Origin of the sequence: Exiguobacterium sp. s125, assembly GCF_018618605.1 — a bacterium.
GTDB lineage: Bacteria > Bacillota > Bacilli > Exiguobacteriales > Exiguobacteriaceae > Exiguobacterium_A > Exiguobacterium_A oxidotolerans.
The window spans coordinates 941,884-957,850 of sequence record NZ_JACSMI010000001.1; the positions used below are offsets into that span (position 1 = coordinate 941,884).

Annotated in this window: 17 protein-coding genes and 1 tRNA gene; 15 read left to right on the top strand and 3 right to left on the bottom strand. The window is 46.5% G+C overall.

Annotation, left to right across the window (positions count from 1 at the left end):
- Positions 1-278 precede the first annotated feature (278 nt).
- From KNQ05_RS04585 to KNQ05_RS04655, 15 genes are all read left to right on the top strand, one after another.
- Positions 279-803, top strand: a complete 525-nt coding sequence (locus KNQ05_RS04585; RefSeq protein WP_029330472.1) for a TraR/DksA C4-type zinc finger protein — start codon at positions 279-281, stop codon at positions 801-803.
- Positions 804-1,006: 203 nt separating this feature from the next.
- Positions 1,007-2,527 carry an aldehyde dehydrogenase gene (adh, locus tag KNQ05_RS04590; protein WP_214765073.1) on the top strand — a complete coding sequence of 507 codons (1,521 nt, stop codon included), beginning with the start codon at positions 1,007-1,009 and terminating at the stop codon, positions 2,525-2,527.
- Positions 2,528-2,548: 21 nt separating this feature from the next.
- The gene (locus KNQ05_RS04595; RefSeq protein WP_029330465.1) at positions 2,549-2,914 is read left to right on the top strand and encodes a DUF779 domain-containing protein; all 366 of its coding nucleotides are present in this window, start codon (positions 2,549-2,551) and stop codon (positions 2,912-2,914) included.
- Positions 2,915-3,078: 164 nt separating this feature from the next.
- Positions 3,079-3,435 (top strand): thioredoxin family protein, encoded by a 357-nt coding sequence (locus tag KNQ05_RS04600; RefSeq protein ID WP_088837254.1) that lies wholly within the window; start codon positions 3,079-3,081, stop codon positions 3,433-3,435.
- Positions 3,436-3,458: 23 nt separating this feature from the next.
- Positions 3,459-4,475 carry a S66 family peptidase gene (locus KNQ05_RS04605; RefSeq protein ID WP_214765071.1) on the top strand — a complete coding sequence of 339 codons (1,017 nt, stop codon included), beginning with the start codon at positions 3,459-3,461 and terminating at the stop codon, positions 4,473-4,475.
- Positions 4,476-4,486: 11 nt separating this feature from the next.
- Entirely contained in the window at positions 4,487-4,828 is a 342-nt protein-coding gene (locus tag KNQ05_RS04610) for a hypothetical protein (protein ID WP_088837252.1), read from the top strand.
- 20 nt (positions 4,829-4,848) lie between these two features.
- The gene (locus tag KNQ05_RS04615) at positions 4,849-5,778 is read left to right on the top strand and encodes an alpha/beta hydrolase (RefSeq protein WP_214804479.1); all 930 of its coding nucleotides are present in this window, start codon (positions 4,849-4,851) and stop codon (positions 5,776-5,778) included.
- A 78-nt stretch (positions 5,779-5,856) separates the two neighbouring features.
- Positions 5,857-5,940, top strand: a tRNA-Leu gene (locus KNQ05_RS04620).
- A 324-nt stretch (positions 5,941-6,264) separates the two neighbouring features.
- On the top strand, positions 6,265-7,032 hold the full coding sequence (locus KNQ05_RS04625) for a transporter substrate-binding domain-containing protein (protein WP_214804481.1): 768 nt from the start codon (positions 6,265-6,267) through the stop codon (positions 7,030-7,032).
- Between the two features lie 39 nt (positions 7,033-7,071).
- Positions 7,072-7,716, top strand: coding sequence for an amino acid ABC transporter permease (locus tag KNQ05_RS04630; protein ID WP_088837249.1), 645 nt, complete (start codon positions 7,072-7,074; stop codon positions 7,714-7,716).
- Positions 7,713-8,441, top strand: coding sequence for an amino acid ABC transporter ATP-binding protein (locus KNQ05_RS04635; RefSeq protein WP_029330448.1), 729 nt, complete (start codon positions 7,713-7,715; stop codon positions 8,439-8,441). Before KNQ05_RS04630 ends, KNQ05_RS04635 begins: the two co-directional genes overlap by 4 nt.
- Before the next feature lie 348 nt (positions 8,442-8,789).
- Entirely contained in the window at positions 8,790-11,651 is a 2,862-nt protein-coding gene (locus tag KNQ05_RS04640) for a 2-oxoglutarate dehydrogenase E1 component (protein WP_214765065.1), read from the top strand.
- A gap of 50 nt (positions 11,652-11,701) precedes the next feature.
- A complete protein-coding gene (gene odhB, locus KNQ05_RS04645; RefSeq protein ID WP_214765063.1) occupies positions 11,702-12,961 on the top strand; it encodes a 2-oxoglutarate dehydrogenase complex dihydrolipoyllysine-residue succinyltransferase in 1,260 nt (419 codons plus the stop codon).
- Between the two features lie 190 nt (positions 12,962-13,151).
- On the top strand, positions 13,152-14,054 hold the full coding sequence (locus tag KNQ05_RS04650) for a glycerophosphodiester phosphodiesterase (protein WP_371816353.1): 903 nt from the start codon (positions 13,152-13,154) through the stop codon (positions 14,052-14,054).
- A 257-nt stretch (positions 14,055-14,311) separates the two neighbouring features.
- Positions 14,312-14,758, top strand: coding sequence for an Rrf2 family transcriptional regulator (locus KNQ05_RS04655; protein ID WP_088837245.1), 447 nt, complete (start codon positions 14,312-14,314; stop codon positions 14,756-14,758).
- A gap of 85 nt (positions 14,759-14,843) precedes the next feature.
- On the opposite strand, the gene mnhG is transcribed toward KNQ05_RS04655, so the two are convergent.
- The 3 genes from mnhG to KNQ05_RS04670 are packed head-to-tail and all read right to left on the bottom strand — an operon-like array spanning position 14,844 to position 15,965.
- Positions 14,844-15,221, bottom strand: a complete 378-nt coding sequence (gene mnhG, locus KNQ05_RS04660; RefSeq protein WP_088837244.1) for a monovalent cation/H(+) antiporter subunit G — start codon at positions 15,219-15,221, stop codon at positions 14,844-14,846.
- On the bottom strand, positions 15,205-15,480 hold the full coding sequence (locus tag KNQ05_RS04665) for a Na(+)/H(+) antiporter subunit F1 (RefSeq protein ID WP_369834785.1): 276 nt from the start codon (positions 15,478-15,480) through the stop codon (positions 15,205-15,207). The genes mnhG and KNQ05_RS04665 overlap by 17 nt, the downstream gene beginning before the upstream one ends.
- An 8-nt stretch (positions 15,481-15,488) precedes the next feature.
- A complete protein-coding gene (locus KNQ05_RS04670) occupies positions 15,489-15,965 on the bottom strand; it encodes a Na+/H+ antiporter subunit E (RefSeq protein ID WP_088837242.1) in 477 nt (158 codons plus the stop codon).
- Positions 15,966-15,967: the final 2 nt, after the last annotated feature.

Consider the following 15,967-nt stretch of genomic DNA (forward strand, 5'->3'; position numbering starts at 1 on the left):
CCACAGGAAGACGATTAGGGAGGAAAGAGAGAGCAAAAAAAGATGGGAGATCACATTCAAGTGACCTTCCATCTAGTTTGTCTACACGCTGTGACGTGTCTCAAGACACGTCTTGCTCGAAGGCGATTCATCTCCTACCTGCGCTGGGCTTCGCCCTGAGACGCTTAGAGGTGGGAGTATTCTCGCCTGATTTTGATAAACGGCAACTAAACGTTTAAGATACCTCTGATTCGGCTAAAACATAATTAGAGCAGAATAGAGAATTGGAGATGATGAACATGTTGTCAGCGAAACAAATCGAGGAATTCAAAGAACGTCTACTTAAGGAAAAAGATAAAACGGAATCGAACATCGAGAACCGTGAAACAGATTACGACGAAGGCGCACTTTCAAGTTATGATAATCATCCTGGAGATTCAGGTGACGAATTATTTTTACGGGAACGGGATCAAGCGATCACGGATTTAGAAACAGACATGTTATCTGACGTCGATCTTGCCCTAAAAGCAATCGAAGAAGGCACGTACGGAATCTGTAAGGTATGTGGAAAAGAAATCGAGCTAGAGCGTCTCGATATCATTCCTGAAACACTCTTATGCATTGATGATGCGAAAGAAGAAGCTGAAAAAAATAGCTTGAATGAGCAACAACGACCGGTCGAAGAGGATGTACTCGATCCATCTGTTACAGCGACGGGAAAAGATATTGATGGAGATACGGATGGCTTTAGTAAAGTCAGTGACTTCGGAAACTCAGACTCGCCGTCAGATAATGAAGATGGCATCGACACGACGCGTTCATAAGAGGTTGATTAAGAGATGCAAGACAGGGGGCGATAATCGTTTCCTGTCTTGCATTTTTCAATCAAAAAAGTTAACGGAAAATTTTGACTTTTCATACTTATTTGTTAGTATGTACATGAGGGGTTTTTTTACGGGGGACCAAAATGAAAGCGCATACAAAAACTTCTCGGGTTGACCATTTTATTTGAGGGAGGAAAACAGTCATGATTTACGAGATTCCAAACACACAAGGGTCAAAAGTACAGTACAGAGATCGTTATGAAAATTTCATCAACGGGAAATGGACGGCACCCGTCAATGGAGAATATTTTGATGACATCACACCGGTCACCGGGAAGGTATTATGCCAAGTCGCGCGTTCGACAAAAGAAGATATCGAATTAGCACTCGATGCCGCACACGCAGCCAAAGAGGCGTGGGGAAGAACATCGGTCGCGGAACGGTCGAACATCTTAAATAAAATCGCCAATCGGATGGAAGAAAATTTAGAACTTTTAGCCTACGCCGAGACGCTAGAAAACGGGAAAGCCGTCCGCGAGACGTTAAACGCAGATTTACCACTGGCGATTGATCATTTCCGTTATTTCGCCGGTGTCATCCGGGCGCAAGAAGGATCTGTCGGGGAACTTGATAACGATACCGTCGCCTATCATTTTCATGAGCCGCTCGGCGTCGTCGGTCAAATCATTCCGTGGAACTTCCCGATTCTGATGGCCGTCTGGAAACTAGCACCGGCATTAGCTGCCGGAAACTGTGTCGTCTTAAAACCGGCAGAACAGACACCGGCAAGTATTTTACTCTTGACTGAAATGATTGAAGACTTGCTCCCGGCAGGCGTCTTAAATATCGTCAACGGGTTTGGTTTAGAGGCAGGGAAACCACTTGCGTCGAGCAAACGGATTGCGAAAATCGCCTTCACGGGTGAAACGACGACAGGTCGCTTAATCATGCAGTATGCGTCACAAAACATTATTCCCGTTACACTTGAATTAGGTGGAAAATCTCCGAACATCTTCTTTGAAGATATTATGGACGCCGATGACGCCTTTTTCGATAAAGCAATCGAAGGGTTACTAATGTTTGCCTTGAATCAAGGGGAAGTCTGTACCTGTCCATCGCGGGCGTTGATTCAGGAGTCGATTTATGAACCGTTCATGGAGCGGGTACTTGAACGCGTCAAAGCAATCAAACTCGGAAATCCACTTGACGGCGACGTCATGATGGGTGCACAAGCATCGAATGAACAAATGGAAAAAATTCTATCTTATCTAGAAATCGGTAAATCAGAAGGCGCAGAATGCCTGATTGGTGGAGAACGCAATCAGATGGACGGCGATCTTGCGGACGGTTTCTACATCCAGCCGACGATCTTTAAAGGGCACAACAAGATGCGGATTTTCCAAGAAGAAATTTTTGGACCGGTTCTGTCCGTCACGACGTTCAAAACGGATGACGAAGCGCTTGAGATTGCGAACGATACGTTATATGGTCTCGGTGCCGGTGTATGGACGCGCGACATGAACCGTGCCTATCGCTTCGGACGGGCGATTGAAGCAGGACGTGTCTGGACGAATTGTTACCATCAGTACCCTGCCCATGCGGCATTCGGCGGTTACAAGATGTCCGGGATTGGTCGAGAAAATCATAAAATGATGCTCAATCATTACCAGCGGACGAAAAACCTTCTCGTCAGCTATAGCCCGAACAAACTCGGTTTCTTCTAAGCGAAGAAAGGAAGTGTCCGTATGGTCGAACGTGTCCTTGCTACAGCGGCGACGCTCGAGTTGATTGACAAGTTACGAGCAAAGCATGGACCCCTCATCTTTCATCAATCCGGGGGGTGTTGTGATGGCAGTTCACCGATGTGCTTTGCGGAAGGGGATTTATTTCTCGCAGATCACGATTTATTGATTGGGACAATTGGCGGCTGTCCATTTTATATTCATGAAGATCAGTATACGTATTGGAAACACACGCAACTCCTCATCGATGTTGTCGATGGGCGCGGTGGCATGTTTTCGCTTGAAGGGGTCGAAGGGAAACGTTTTCTGACCCGATCCCGTGCCTTTACGGATGAAGAGTACGCTACACTTCAGACTGACACTAGATGACCCCCTTTAAAACATCTGAAACTGCTTCGAGTGAGAGATGTCACCGAGGCAGTTTTAGGTGTTTTTTCATTTGCTGTGTGAGGGGAACGCTAGCACGAAATTTGGTTTCTCTATGCGAAGAGCGGTATAATAAAAGCAACATTTTTTAAAAGGAGGTCTTGTTGATGGTTGAGTTTACACGATTGACGTCCATTGATGCCGTGCAGTCCTGGTATTCGGTTCAGGGTGCTAGTTTTTTATACGTCTCAAGCCCGAATTGTTCCGTCTGTGAATCCTTGTTCCCACAAATCGAACCCATCATGTTGGAACACCCGGAAATTCGATCGGCGCGTGTCGATGTATCGGACGTTCCCGAAATTGCAGGAGCGTTATCCATTTTCACCGCCCCTGTCTTACTTTTGTTTTTAGACGGAAAAGAGATGCACCGCGAGGCACGAATCGTCCCAATCGAACGATTCCGTCGACGTGTGGAGCAGATTGGTGAATTTGTAAAATCAGAAATCATCGATTTAGAAAATTAATCGTTAACTGAAGGAGGAAGAAGATGAGGTATCCATTTTTCGGCTGGACAGGGCAAACAATTGGTATAACAGCATTATCTTCCGGCTTACCTGATGCGCTCCATCCTTTACTCGAAGAATCCAAGTTACGTTTAGAGGACCGGCAGATGGAGACGATGATTGGTGATACGGTTTGGACACAAAAGAAAGCACAGAGTACAACAGCAGCGGTTCGGGCATCTGAATTGATGCAGATGTTCCAAAACCCAGATATCGATGCGATCCTGCCGCCGTTTGGTGGCGAACGCGCCTTGGATGTATTACCGTATCTAGACTTTTATGAACTGCCGGTGAAATGGTTACTCGGATATTCAGATACGAGTACGGTCTTGTTCGCAATTACCGTAAAAACGGGGATTGCGACAGCACATGGTCCGAACGTGCTTGAGTTGAGAAGTGAAGAATGGGACGAGACGACAGCTGCTTGGCGTCGCGTGCTTGCAACACCGCGTGATGGTTCCGTGACCCAATGGATGTCGACAAGGTTTCAAACAGCCTGGAATCACGACGTCCGCCCTGAGCGCTTTATGTTCCATTTCGATCAACCGACGGAATGGAAAACCCTGAATCCATCCATCACTCAGGTAACGGGTCGACTTCTCGGAGGATGCCTCGAAACCGTCCGTCATTTAATCGGTACGCCTTATGGCGATGTCCGTGCATTTCAAGAACAACAACTCGAGGGTGAACCGATTCTTTGGTACTTCGAAGCCTGTGAAGCCAGCGCGACTGATCTTCACCGTTCCTTGATGCAGATGCATCTTGCCGGCTGGTTTGATAACGCAACTGGTATTTTGTTTGGTCGAACAAGCGCAGGGCAGGCAATCGAAGACTATGCATTACTGGATGTCTACCAAATGATTGCAACAGAGACAGGACTGCCGATTTTTTATGATTTCGACATCGGTCATCAGCCGCCCCAATTGACACTCGTCAATGGTGCGACGGCAACAGTGACGCTTCAAGGAAAAGATTCACGGCTTGATATGACATTCAACTAAGGAGATTTCATATGGCGACACGACATTTTCAATCGCTTGGTGCATATAAGCGAATCTACATCAATCCGGAAACACGCCGGATGACGTTACCAGAACCTTTTTATGATGCACTCGGACTGACGGATGAAGTAATGATTGCGCAAGTCGGACAAGTCCTCGTCATGCGCAATCCAGACGAGATGGTCGAGATGGAGACCGAATTATTATCGCAAATCGTTGAAGAAGGATTTGCGGGGCAAGAGCTCATTCGCGAATTCGCTTACCGTAAGGCGCAGCATGAACAACGGTTGCGCCAGCACATATTACAAGATGATCATCCAGAGTCGTCAGCTCAACTAGAAATCGAACTATAACAACAAGGAGTGAGGACCGGATGCGAACAGGTACAAAAATTGGTTTAGGCGTGATTGGTTCAGGGATGCTTGCAGCAAGCTATTACTTTTACGAAATGGCGATCGCAACGAATCCGAAACCCTTCTTGACGAACAACCGTGATTTAAGTGACGAGATGGTCCGATTGATGCAACCGGGTCAGACATGGATTAAGGAACAACCGTTAGAACTCGTCGCGACGCAAGCAGATGATGGATTGACGCTTCGCGCACATTACTTACCGCCACTCGTTGCGTCCGATCGAGTCGTCATTCTCGTACATGGTTACGGTGGTGTCGGAACAGACTTAGCAGGATTCGCCTATCTGTATCATCAAGCGGGTTTTCATGTGTTGATGCCGGACAATCGTGGTCACGGAAAAAGTGACGGAAATTACATCGGTTTCGGTTGGCATGACCGGCAAGACTGTCTGCGCTGGATCGACTATTTAGTCGGACGTGTTGGAACGGCTTCTTCCACCTTTTTACATGGTGTATCGATGGGGGGCGCGACGGTTTTGATGACGAGTGGAGAAACATTACCTGCTCAAGTCAAAGGCATTATCTCCGACTGTGCTTATACATCAGTCAACGCAGTCCTCGCCTATCAGATGAAACGGATGTATCGTTTGCCGCACTTTCCGTTCCTTGCGATGACGAGTTTATTGACGAAATTAAAGGCTGGTTACTTCTTCAGTGAAGCTTCCGCATTAAAACAAGTCAAAAAGGCGGCGGTACCGATCTTATTCATTCATGGGGATGCAGATACGTTCGTTCCGACATCGATGGTCTATGAACTGTATGATGCTTGCCAAACGAAGAAGGAACTCGTCGTCATTCCGAATGCGGCACATGCAATGGCTTATTTTGAGGCACCCGATCGATACGATGAAGTCGTCGAGGCGTTCGTTCGGCGCGTAATGTCAGCATGACAAATGAAAGTGTATGAAGTGGAAGGAATGGATTGACAAAAATCAGTCCATTTCGTATTCTACAATCATATAAGCCATGTCGTCGTGGCGGAATCGGTAGACGCGCTAGACTCAGAATCTAGTGGTGGCAACACTGTGGAGGTTCAAGTCCTCTCGGCGGCATTTCCATAAGTTGAAGACCTGTTAGTAGGTCACAGACTGTAGACAAACTAGATGGAAGGTCACTTGCATGTGATTTTCTATCTTTTTTTGTTCTCTCTTTCCTTCCTAAGCGTCTTCCTGTGGCAAACATCGCGCCGCTACAGCGAAGCTGCAGGGTCGCTCCTGTTTGCTTTCCACTAGAAAGCGATTAGATCGAAAATCGCGACTTTTTTAGTTTTCTTTCAGATAATTCAGTTTTTTTACCAAAACATGTTTCAAAGGGACCATTATTAAGGAAAATATCCTAATAGAGGGCCGTGCCTTCAAAAGAAGGGGGTAAAAAGTATGAATAAACGTTTTTCTATCTTATTTTTATTGATGGGATGTCTGTTCGTATTAAGTGCGTGTAGCATCGGTTCAAATGATGATTCATCGTCAGAGGACAAAACGTACAAAGTCGGGATCGACGTCACCTATCCACCATTCGAGTACAAGGACGGGGATACGTACAAAGGAATCGATATCGATTTGATTCAAGCGATTGCAGACGACCAAAACTTCAAGATTGAATTTGAAGCGATGGACTTTAGCGGAATCATTCCTGCTCTGCAGGCGAATCAACTCGACATCGCGATTGCCGGGATGAGTATCACACCGGAACGTGAAAAAGTCGTTACCTTCTCTGACCCGTACTTTGAAGCCGGACTGATTCTTGTCGTCAAAGACAACAATGATGACATCAAGTCGGTTGATGATTTAAAAGGGGAACGCGTGGCAGTTAAAAAAGGGACGACGGGGGCAAAGTATGCAACGGATAACGCGGATAAGCTAGGCATTAAAGTTACACAATTCAATGATAGTCCAGCGATGTTCCAGGAAGTCAAAAATGGGAATGCAGCAGCCTTGATTGAAGACTATCCAGTCATCTCGTATGCCAACAAACAACAAAACCTTGGTCTGAAACTCGTGGGAGATCGTTTAAATGGTGATAATTACGGGATTGCCGTCCTTAAAGGGGAAAACGAAGACTTGATGAAAAAAATCAATACAGGTTTAGCGAATTTAAAAGACAGTGGCGAGTACGACGAAATCGTTGATCGTTATTTAAAATAATCACCCGATTGAGTGAATGATGAGGGAGTTGAGCTGCTGATGGAAGTAGCAAAAGCTGCATTTCCGTTTTTCTTAGATGGGTTACAAGTTACCTTATATATCTTTATCATCGCCGTCATCGCAGGATTCTTGATTGGTCTCATCGTTGCCTTGATGCGCTTGTCTCCATTAAAACTTTTAAATGGGATCGCAATCGTTTATATCGATGTGATCCGTGGGACACCGTTCATCGTTCAACTGTTCTTCATTTATTTTGGTTTGAACTCACTCGAATGGTTATCGATGGACCGGATGTACGCGGGGATTTTGACGGTCGCGATCAATGCAGGGGCCTATTTTGCAGAAATCATCCGGGCCGGCATCCAGTCGATTGACAAAGGTCAAACCGAAGCCGCACGATCGCTCGGGATGACGGGCCGTCAAACGATGGTCCAAATCATTTTACCGCAAGCTTTTCGGAGAATGTTGCCGACCATTACGAACCAATCGATCATTAGTTTAAAGGATACTTCGTTGCTCTCGATTATCGGCATCGCCGATTTGACGCAACAAGGACAAGTCCAGCAAGCGACGACGTTTGAACCGTTCATCGTCTGGTCCGTCGTCGGCTTAATGTATTTCGTCATCATCTATCTGCTGTCGATGTTAGCGAAATTCTTGGAACGGAGGTTTACGCTACGATGAGTATCATTCAAGTAGATAACTTAAAAAAGTCATTCGGAAAAAATGAAGTCCTAAAGGATATCTCCGTTGAAGTAGAAGAGAAAGAAGTAGTTTGCGTCATTGGTCCATCTGGTTCTGGGAAAAGTACGTTTCTTCGTTGTCTGAATCGTCTGGAAGACATTACAGGTGGGACAGTCATCATCGATAAGCACAATATTACGGACCCGAAAGTCGACATCAATAAAGTCCGAGAAGAAGTTGGGATGGTCTTTCAGCACTTTAATCTCTTTCCGCATAAGACGGTTTTAGATAATGTTATGCTCGCACCGATTAAAGTCCGTAAAACGGAAAAGGGACAAGCAAAGGAACGTGCGCTTGCATTACTTGATAAGGTAGGGCTCCGCGAAAAAGCGGACAACTATCCTGGAGAACTTTCAGGCGGACAAAAACAACGGGTCGCGATTGCCCGTGCACTCGCGATGAATCCGAAAATCATGTTGTTCGACGAACCGACATCGGCACTTGATCCGGAGATGGTCGGGGATGTCCTTGAAGTCATGAAACAATTGGCGATCGAAGGGATGACAATGATTGTCGTGACACATGAAATGGGCTTCGCCCGTGAGGTCGGAGATCGTGTACTCTTTATGGACGGCGGCTATATCGTCGAAGAAAATGTTCCGAGTGAACTGTTTGATTCTCCGCAACATGAACGGACCCAATCGTTTTTAAGTAAAGTGTTGTAAACGAGGACGCCGGTGCCTGAAAGATAGGCATGGGCGTTTCTTTTCGTGTGCAGAAATGACACTACCGTGAAAGAAATGTTTGTATCATAAATCACTGATGCTGACATCATAAGAAAAACTTATACATTTAGCACAGAGAAATTGGGAATTCGAAACGCACTGGGGCTTAAGAAGTAGTAAGATAATAACTAAGGCAAACACTTTGGTATAAACGCCTTCAGTCGTGGTCATCCATCTTAATTCATAGAGGAAGTGCCACTGTCGATTTTTTATGCCACTATATTTGAAAGCGCTAACAGGTAGAGAGTTGGGAACGGGCTGTGTTGAGCAGCTCAAAGGGTGAAATGAATGAAACGGGGGGAACCGTACATGGCAAGCCGGGAACAGGAGAAACAAGCATTTTATGGACCGAACCTTGGGTACATCATCGAGATGTACGAACGATTTTTAGAAGATGCTTCTTCGATTGACGAAGAGACGCGTGCTTATTTTGAAACACACGGTGCTCCGGTCACAGAAACTGTCACACCAGTGCACGTAGAAACAGGGGATTTCGAAAAATATTTAGCCGCGCATCGTCTCGCAGAACGTATTCGGGCGAAGGGTCACCTTGCGGCAGATATTTATCCGTTGAAAGATCATCCGCGTGAGAACGAATTGCTTGAATTAGAGCAGTTCGGATTAACGGAGGCAGATTTACGGACGATGCCGGTCTCACTCGTTTGTCCAGATCCACCTGCAGGTCTTTCGGACGCATTCGAAGCGATTGAGCACTTAAAAGCGCAATACACGGGAGCGGCGGCAGTCGAACTCCAACACGTTGATGATTTAGACGAAAAGAAATGGTTACGTCAAAAAGTCGAACAAGGTGCATTGACGGCGAAACTGACGAATGACCAAAAGAAACAACTTTTCAAACGACTAGCTGAAACGGAGTTGTTCGAGAAGTTTCTTCATAAAACATATGTCGGACAAAAACGTTTTTCAATCGAAGGACTCGACGCGATGGTTCCATTGCTTGATACGATTATCGGTCACTTGATTGCGAACGGTTCAGAAACGATCAATATCGGGATGGCTCACCGTGGACGCTTGAACGTGCTCGCTCACGTGCTCGGGAAACCGTACGAAATGATTTTCGCAGAGTTCCAGCACGCGCCAAATCATGACCTTGTCCCGTCAGAAGGGTCAATCGGAATTACGTATGGTTGGACAGGCGATGTTAAGTATCACCTCGGGCTCAATCGCAAAATGGAACAACAATCGACGAACGTCCGCGTGACACTTGCGAACAACCCGTCACACCTCGAGTTCGTCGATCCTGTCGTCGAAGGGTTCACGCGGGCGGCGCAAGACGATCGCTCCGGCAAGGGGATGCCGACGCAAAGTCAAAATAAAGCAGCCGCGATTTTAATTCATGGTGATGCTGCCTTCCCTGGTCAAGGAATTGTCGCAGAGACCTTGAACATGACGAACTTGAAGGGGTACAACACGGGCGGTACGATTCATATCATCGCCAACAATACGATTGGCTTCACGACAGAGCCAACCGATTCACGGTCGACACGTTATTCGAGTGACTTAGCGAAAGGTTATGAGATTCCGATCTTCCACGTCAATGCGGATCAGCCGGAAAGCTGTTTAGCAGTCGCGCTCTTAGCAAGCGAATACCGTGCGAAGTTCAACAAGGATGTCTTGATTGATTTGATCGGATATCGCCGGTTTGGTCACAATGAGATGGATGAGCCGATGAATACGAACCCGGTCCTGTATGAGTTGATCCATAAACATGACACAGCGCGTGTCCTTTATGCAAAAGATCTTGTCGAACGCGGGGAAGTATCGCAAGAGGAAGTCAAAACGATCGAAGCTGAGATTAGTGATGTGATGAAAGCGGCGCGCGAAAAAGTACCAAACGTCGAAAAAGAATACGGGGGCATCATGCCGGATGTCGTATTCAAAGGGGTTCCGTCGATTGAGACGGGGGTCGAGAAGGACAAATTGATTCATTACAATGACCAGCTACTCGCATGGCCGAGTGGGTTCACGGTCTTCCATAAGCTTGAAAAAGTCTTAAAACGGCGAACGGATGCTTTAACGACGCACAAGGGAATTGACTGGGGACATGCAGAAACGCTTGCCTTTGCTTCAATCCTGTCAGATGGCACACCAATCCGTCTCAGCGGTCAAGATTCGGAGCGGGGAACGTTTGCACAACGTAACATTAACTTGAATGACGTGAAAACAGGGAAATCGTTCTCACCGATGCATGAGTTAGAATCAGCGCAAGCATCATTCGCCGTCTATAACAGTCCGTTATCGGAAGCTGGCGTACTCGGGTTTGAATATGGATATAACGTCTTTGCGCCAGAGACACTTGTCTTGTGGGAAGCACAATACGGTGACTTTGCAAACTCAGGGCAAGTTATCTTTGATCAATTCATCGCCGCAAGTCGCGCGAAGTGGGGTCAAACATCAGGTCTTGTCATGCTGTTGCCACACGGGTACGAAGGGCAAGGTCCAGAACACTCAAGTGGTCGCTTGGAACGTTTCCTGACATTGTCCGGTGAAAAGAACTGGACCGTCGCAAACGTCACGAGCGCAGCGCAGTACTTCCACTTGTTGCGTCGCCAAGCCGCCATTCTCGGCAAAGACGAAGTCCGTCCGCTCGTCGTGATGACGCCGAAAAGTTTACTTCGTCATCCGCTTGCGACATCTGACTTGTCGGAATTGACGTCGGGTTCGTTCAAGCGAATCGTCGAACAAGAGGGGTTAGGTCAATCACCGGAACGCGTCGAACGTCTTGTGTTCGCAACGGGTAAAGTTGCGATTGATTTAGCGGATGCACTCGCGAAGTCGGACGAGTCATATGACTGGCTGCATATCGTCCGCGTCGAGGAAATCTATCCGTTCCCGGCGAAACAGTTGAAAAAGTTAGTCGCGCGTTATCCGAATGTGACAGAAGTCGTATGGGTCCAAGAAGAACCGAAGAACATGGGCGCGTGGTCTTATATCGAACCACGCCTTGAGTCCGTCGCACCTAACGGAATCACACAAGTCCGTTACATCGGTCGTAGACGCCGGTCGAGTACAGCTGAAGGAGATCCGACCGGTCACAAAGTCGAACAAGCGCGTATCATTCATGATGCGTTGACTCGGACAGCAGCACGGACGGAGAACGAACAAGAAGCGTCGAATACGAACGCGTAACGAAAGCGATTTAGCAGAGATTGAACCATAGTCATAGGGGGACAAAAACGATGGAAATCAAAGTACCAGAACTTGCCGAATCAATTACAGAGGGGACGGTCGCTTCGTGGTTGAAACAACCGGGCGATCACGTAGAAAAAGGGGAAGCAATCGTTGAGCTGGAAACGGACAAAGTAAACATCGAAGTACCGTCAGACGAAGCGGGAACATTATCAGAAGTGATGGCAGCAGAAGGGGATACAGTGCGTGTCGGGGAAACAATCGCCATCATCACGGTTGGTGGAGAAGCGGAAGCGCCGAAACAAGCAGAAGCGCCAAAAGCAGAACCGAAACAAGAAGAAGTCAAGCAGCCTGAAAAAGAACAACCGGTCGCAGTCGCAGCAACTGAAAAAACGTCAGCGGCTGATCGTCCAATCGCTTCTCCGGCGGCTCGGAAATTGGCACGGGAAAAAGGAATCGATCTCGCACAAGTAGCGACGCAAGACCCACTCGGTCGGATTCGTGTTCAAGATGTCGCGACGTTCGAAGTTTCACCTCGTGAGCAAGCACCTGTTCAGGAAAAACAAGCAACACCAGCACCGAAAGCACCAGCACAAGCAGCTCCAGGTAAACCGGAAGAGCGGATTAAAATGTCACGTCGTCGTAAGACGATTGCCAACCGTCTCGTCGAAGTGCAACAGACGGCAGCGATGTTGACGACATTCAACGAAATCGATATGTCGGCCGTAATGGCATTACGGAAACGGCGTCAAGAAAAATTCGTTAAAGACAACGATGTCAAACTTGGTTTCATGTCCTTCTTTACGAAAGCAGCCGTCGCAGCACTGAAAAAAATGCCGTACTTGAATGCTGAAATCCAAGGCGACGAAATCGTCCTTAAGAAATTCTATGATATCGGCATTGCCGTGTCTGCTCCAGACGGACTCGTCGTGCCGGTCGTTCGTGACGCGGATAAAAAGAATTTTGGTGAGATTGAAAAAGATATCATCAGTCTGGCTGTTAAGGCACGCGATAACAAATTAGGGCTGTCTGACTTAACGGGTGGGACGTTTACGATCACGAATGGTGGGACATTCGGTTCATTGATGTCGACACCAATTTTGAATGGTCCTCAAGTTGCGATTCTCGGAATGCATGCGATTAACTTGCGCCCTGTCGCAATCGATGCAGAACGGATGGCCAACCGCCCGATGATGTATGTCGCACTTTCATACGATCACCGGATCGTGGACGGAAAAGAAGCCGTGACGTTCTTGAAACACATCAAAGATTTACTTGAAGATCCAGAATCATTGATTTTTGAAGCGTAATCAACGTTACATGTGCGGCGTTCTCCTTTAAATAGGGAGGACGCCTTTTTGTTTGCTTGGGAAAAGGATGACATCAGTAGTTGCGTATTTGTCATCGTTTCTAAAAGCTTCTTCATCCGAACTACATGTTTCCTTCACAGTCATAGCGTAAGATTCAGTCTGTAAGTTACTTTTAAGGGGGAAATCCAACATGATGAAACAGATTGGCGTTACCGTACTTACAGGAGCAATCGTTGCAACAAATTTCGGGAGCATCGATGCTTCGGCACATCAACAGAAACACGGGTTACTCGATCAGAATCGAGTCGTCAACATCGCCCACCGCGGTGCTTCTGGATACGCACCTGAACATACGATGACGGCGTACCAACTGAGTCATAAAAAGTTGAAAGCCGACTACATCGAAATCGATTTACAGATGACGAAGGATGGTAAGCTGATTGCGATGCACGATGAGACGGTCGACCGGACGACAAACGGAACAGGTGCCGTCAAAGATAAGACGTTAGCAGAAATCAAGCGACTTGATGCAGGAAGCTGGTTCAATACAGCGAACCCTGAATATGCGAAGGACGAATATAAGGGACTTCAAGTTCCGACTCTCGATGAGATTTTTGATACGTATGGCAAACATGCGAACTATTATATTGAAACAAAATCTCCTGAAGTCTACCCGGGAATGGAAGAAAAATTATTGAAAACGTTACAACGTCATGGTCTATCAAGTGATCACGTCAAACCGGGGCAAGTTATGATTCAATCATTCAGTCAAGAAAGTTTGTTGAAAGTCAAGCAGCTGGATGCACGTCTTCCGCTCGTTCAATTGATGGACGCGGCGACGGTCAAAGCGATGACGCCTGAGGCACTCGACGAGCTACAGACGTACGCAGTCGGACTCGGACCGTCCTTTAAAGGATTGACGCGGGAAAATACAGCGATGATCCGCGAGCGTGGGTTATTGCTCCACCCCTATACAGTCAACGAAAAAGTCGACATGGAGCGGATGCTTGACTTCGGTGTAACCGGAGTCTTCACAAACTATGCCGATCGATTTAATGAAGTGTTGCACGCCCTGAATAAAAGAAATAAATGAATACCAGAAAAATCAGTTGTCTCCCGTTATGGAAGGAGATAGCTGATTTTTTTATTGTTCATAAAAAAACGATCCAAGAGCGATGTGCTTACGTATGCTTGTATGAAAAACTGTTAATTCGCCGAAACGCGTGAGGATGAAAAAAATTTAAATCGGACATTTGATTTTCAGATTCTATCTAAAAAATGGTACGCTAGGCATAGAGAATTCGGATGAATTAAAACTTTTTAAGACGCTTGAGCGAAAGGACGGGTTGGATGCGCATCACACAATATACGGATTATGGATTACGGGTCCTGATTTATCTCGGTGTTCATCGAGATAAAGTTACGCCGATGCCGATGATCGCGAGCCATTATGGAATTTCAGCGAATCATTTGATGAAAGTCACGCAACAGTTGACGAAACTCGGGTACGTTGAATCGACGCGTGGACGGACAGGTGGATTACGATTGATAAAGGATCCGGCAAATATCAATATCGGACAAGTCGTACGTGAGATGGAACCGATGGAAATCGTTGAATGTTTTTCTAAAGAAGGCCGATGCATCATTGAGCCGAATTGTCATTTAAAAGGGATTCTTGGACGCGCTTTACGTGCGTTTCTTAAAGAACTCGAACAACACTCACTAGCAGAACTCGTTGAAAATAAAGAGGAGTTAACCTTTTTATTTGCATCAGAAACGACATCCGTTCAATCGTAAACACGTGACGACGTTCACGAAAAAGGACATCATCTCCCGTAAAAAATCGGAGGATGATGTCCTTTTTGCGTTGAATTAACAAGAATTAGTTATCTCGGTTGATGCGTTTTTTCGGCATGACATGTTCTTTGTTTTTCGAGAGGTCGTCTTGAACGGATCCTTTCCATAAGGGAACATCACTGTAGTAGGCAGCACGGGCGATTAAATGACTTCCGATTGGTGCTGTCGTCAGAACGAACAGGATACCTAAAAATGTTCGTGATGAAAAGAGTCCTTCTTCTGTCACGAAGAAAATGATGACGCTGATCAAAATACTCATGACGCCGAGTGTGGCGCTCTTAGAGGCTGCGTGTGCGCGTGTATAGATATCGGGTAGACGAATCAGCCCGAGAGCCGCGACGATGCTGAAAAAGGCTCCAATTAAAGCAAAGGCGACTACGAAGATTTCATTTATTGCGATCACGTTCGATGATCTCTCCTTTCTCAATGAATTTCGAGAAGGCGACAGTCCCGATGAAAGCTAAAATACCGATTAACAAGATGACTTCTAAATAGTCACTTGTCCGTAAGAGAACGGATACTAAACCGACGATGGAGATTAAACTGATGCCGATTGAATCAAGTGCGATGACGCGATCAGCAATCGAGGGTCCTTTGATGACGCGGTAAAACAAACCGAGCATGGAAATGAAAACGCCTCCGAGTGCGATATAGATCAGCATTTCAAACATTATCGACTCACCTCCAGAATCGCTTTTTCAAAACTATTCCGGATGGCAGCGACAGCTTCATCCGCTTCTGGCATATGAAGCGCGTGGATATACAGTGTTTTATTATCATCTGAGATATCGACGACGAGTGTTCCGGGTGTCAACGTAATCAACATAGAAAGTAACGTAATCTCCCAGTTTTTCTTTAACGTCGTCTCGTACGCAAAGATACCGGGCTGAATATCGAGTCGCGGTTTTAAGATGACGGCCAGAACTTCGATATTCGCAACGACCAATTCGTAAAGAAACCGAATCGAGAGGCGAACTAGAGCGATGACCGGACCGAGATAAAACCGGCTACTGAAACCACGACGCATCGCGAACATCGCAATCAACCCGAGTAGATAACCGACGATGAATGACGAAGTCGTGAAGGAGTTCGATAGAAACATCCATAAGATGGCTAAAAAAGCATTGAGCATTAATTGAAATGGCATCG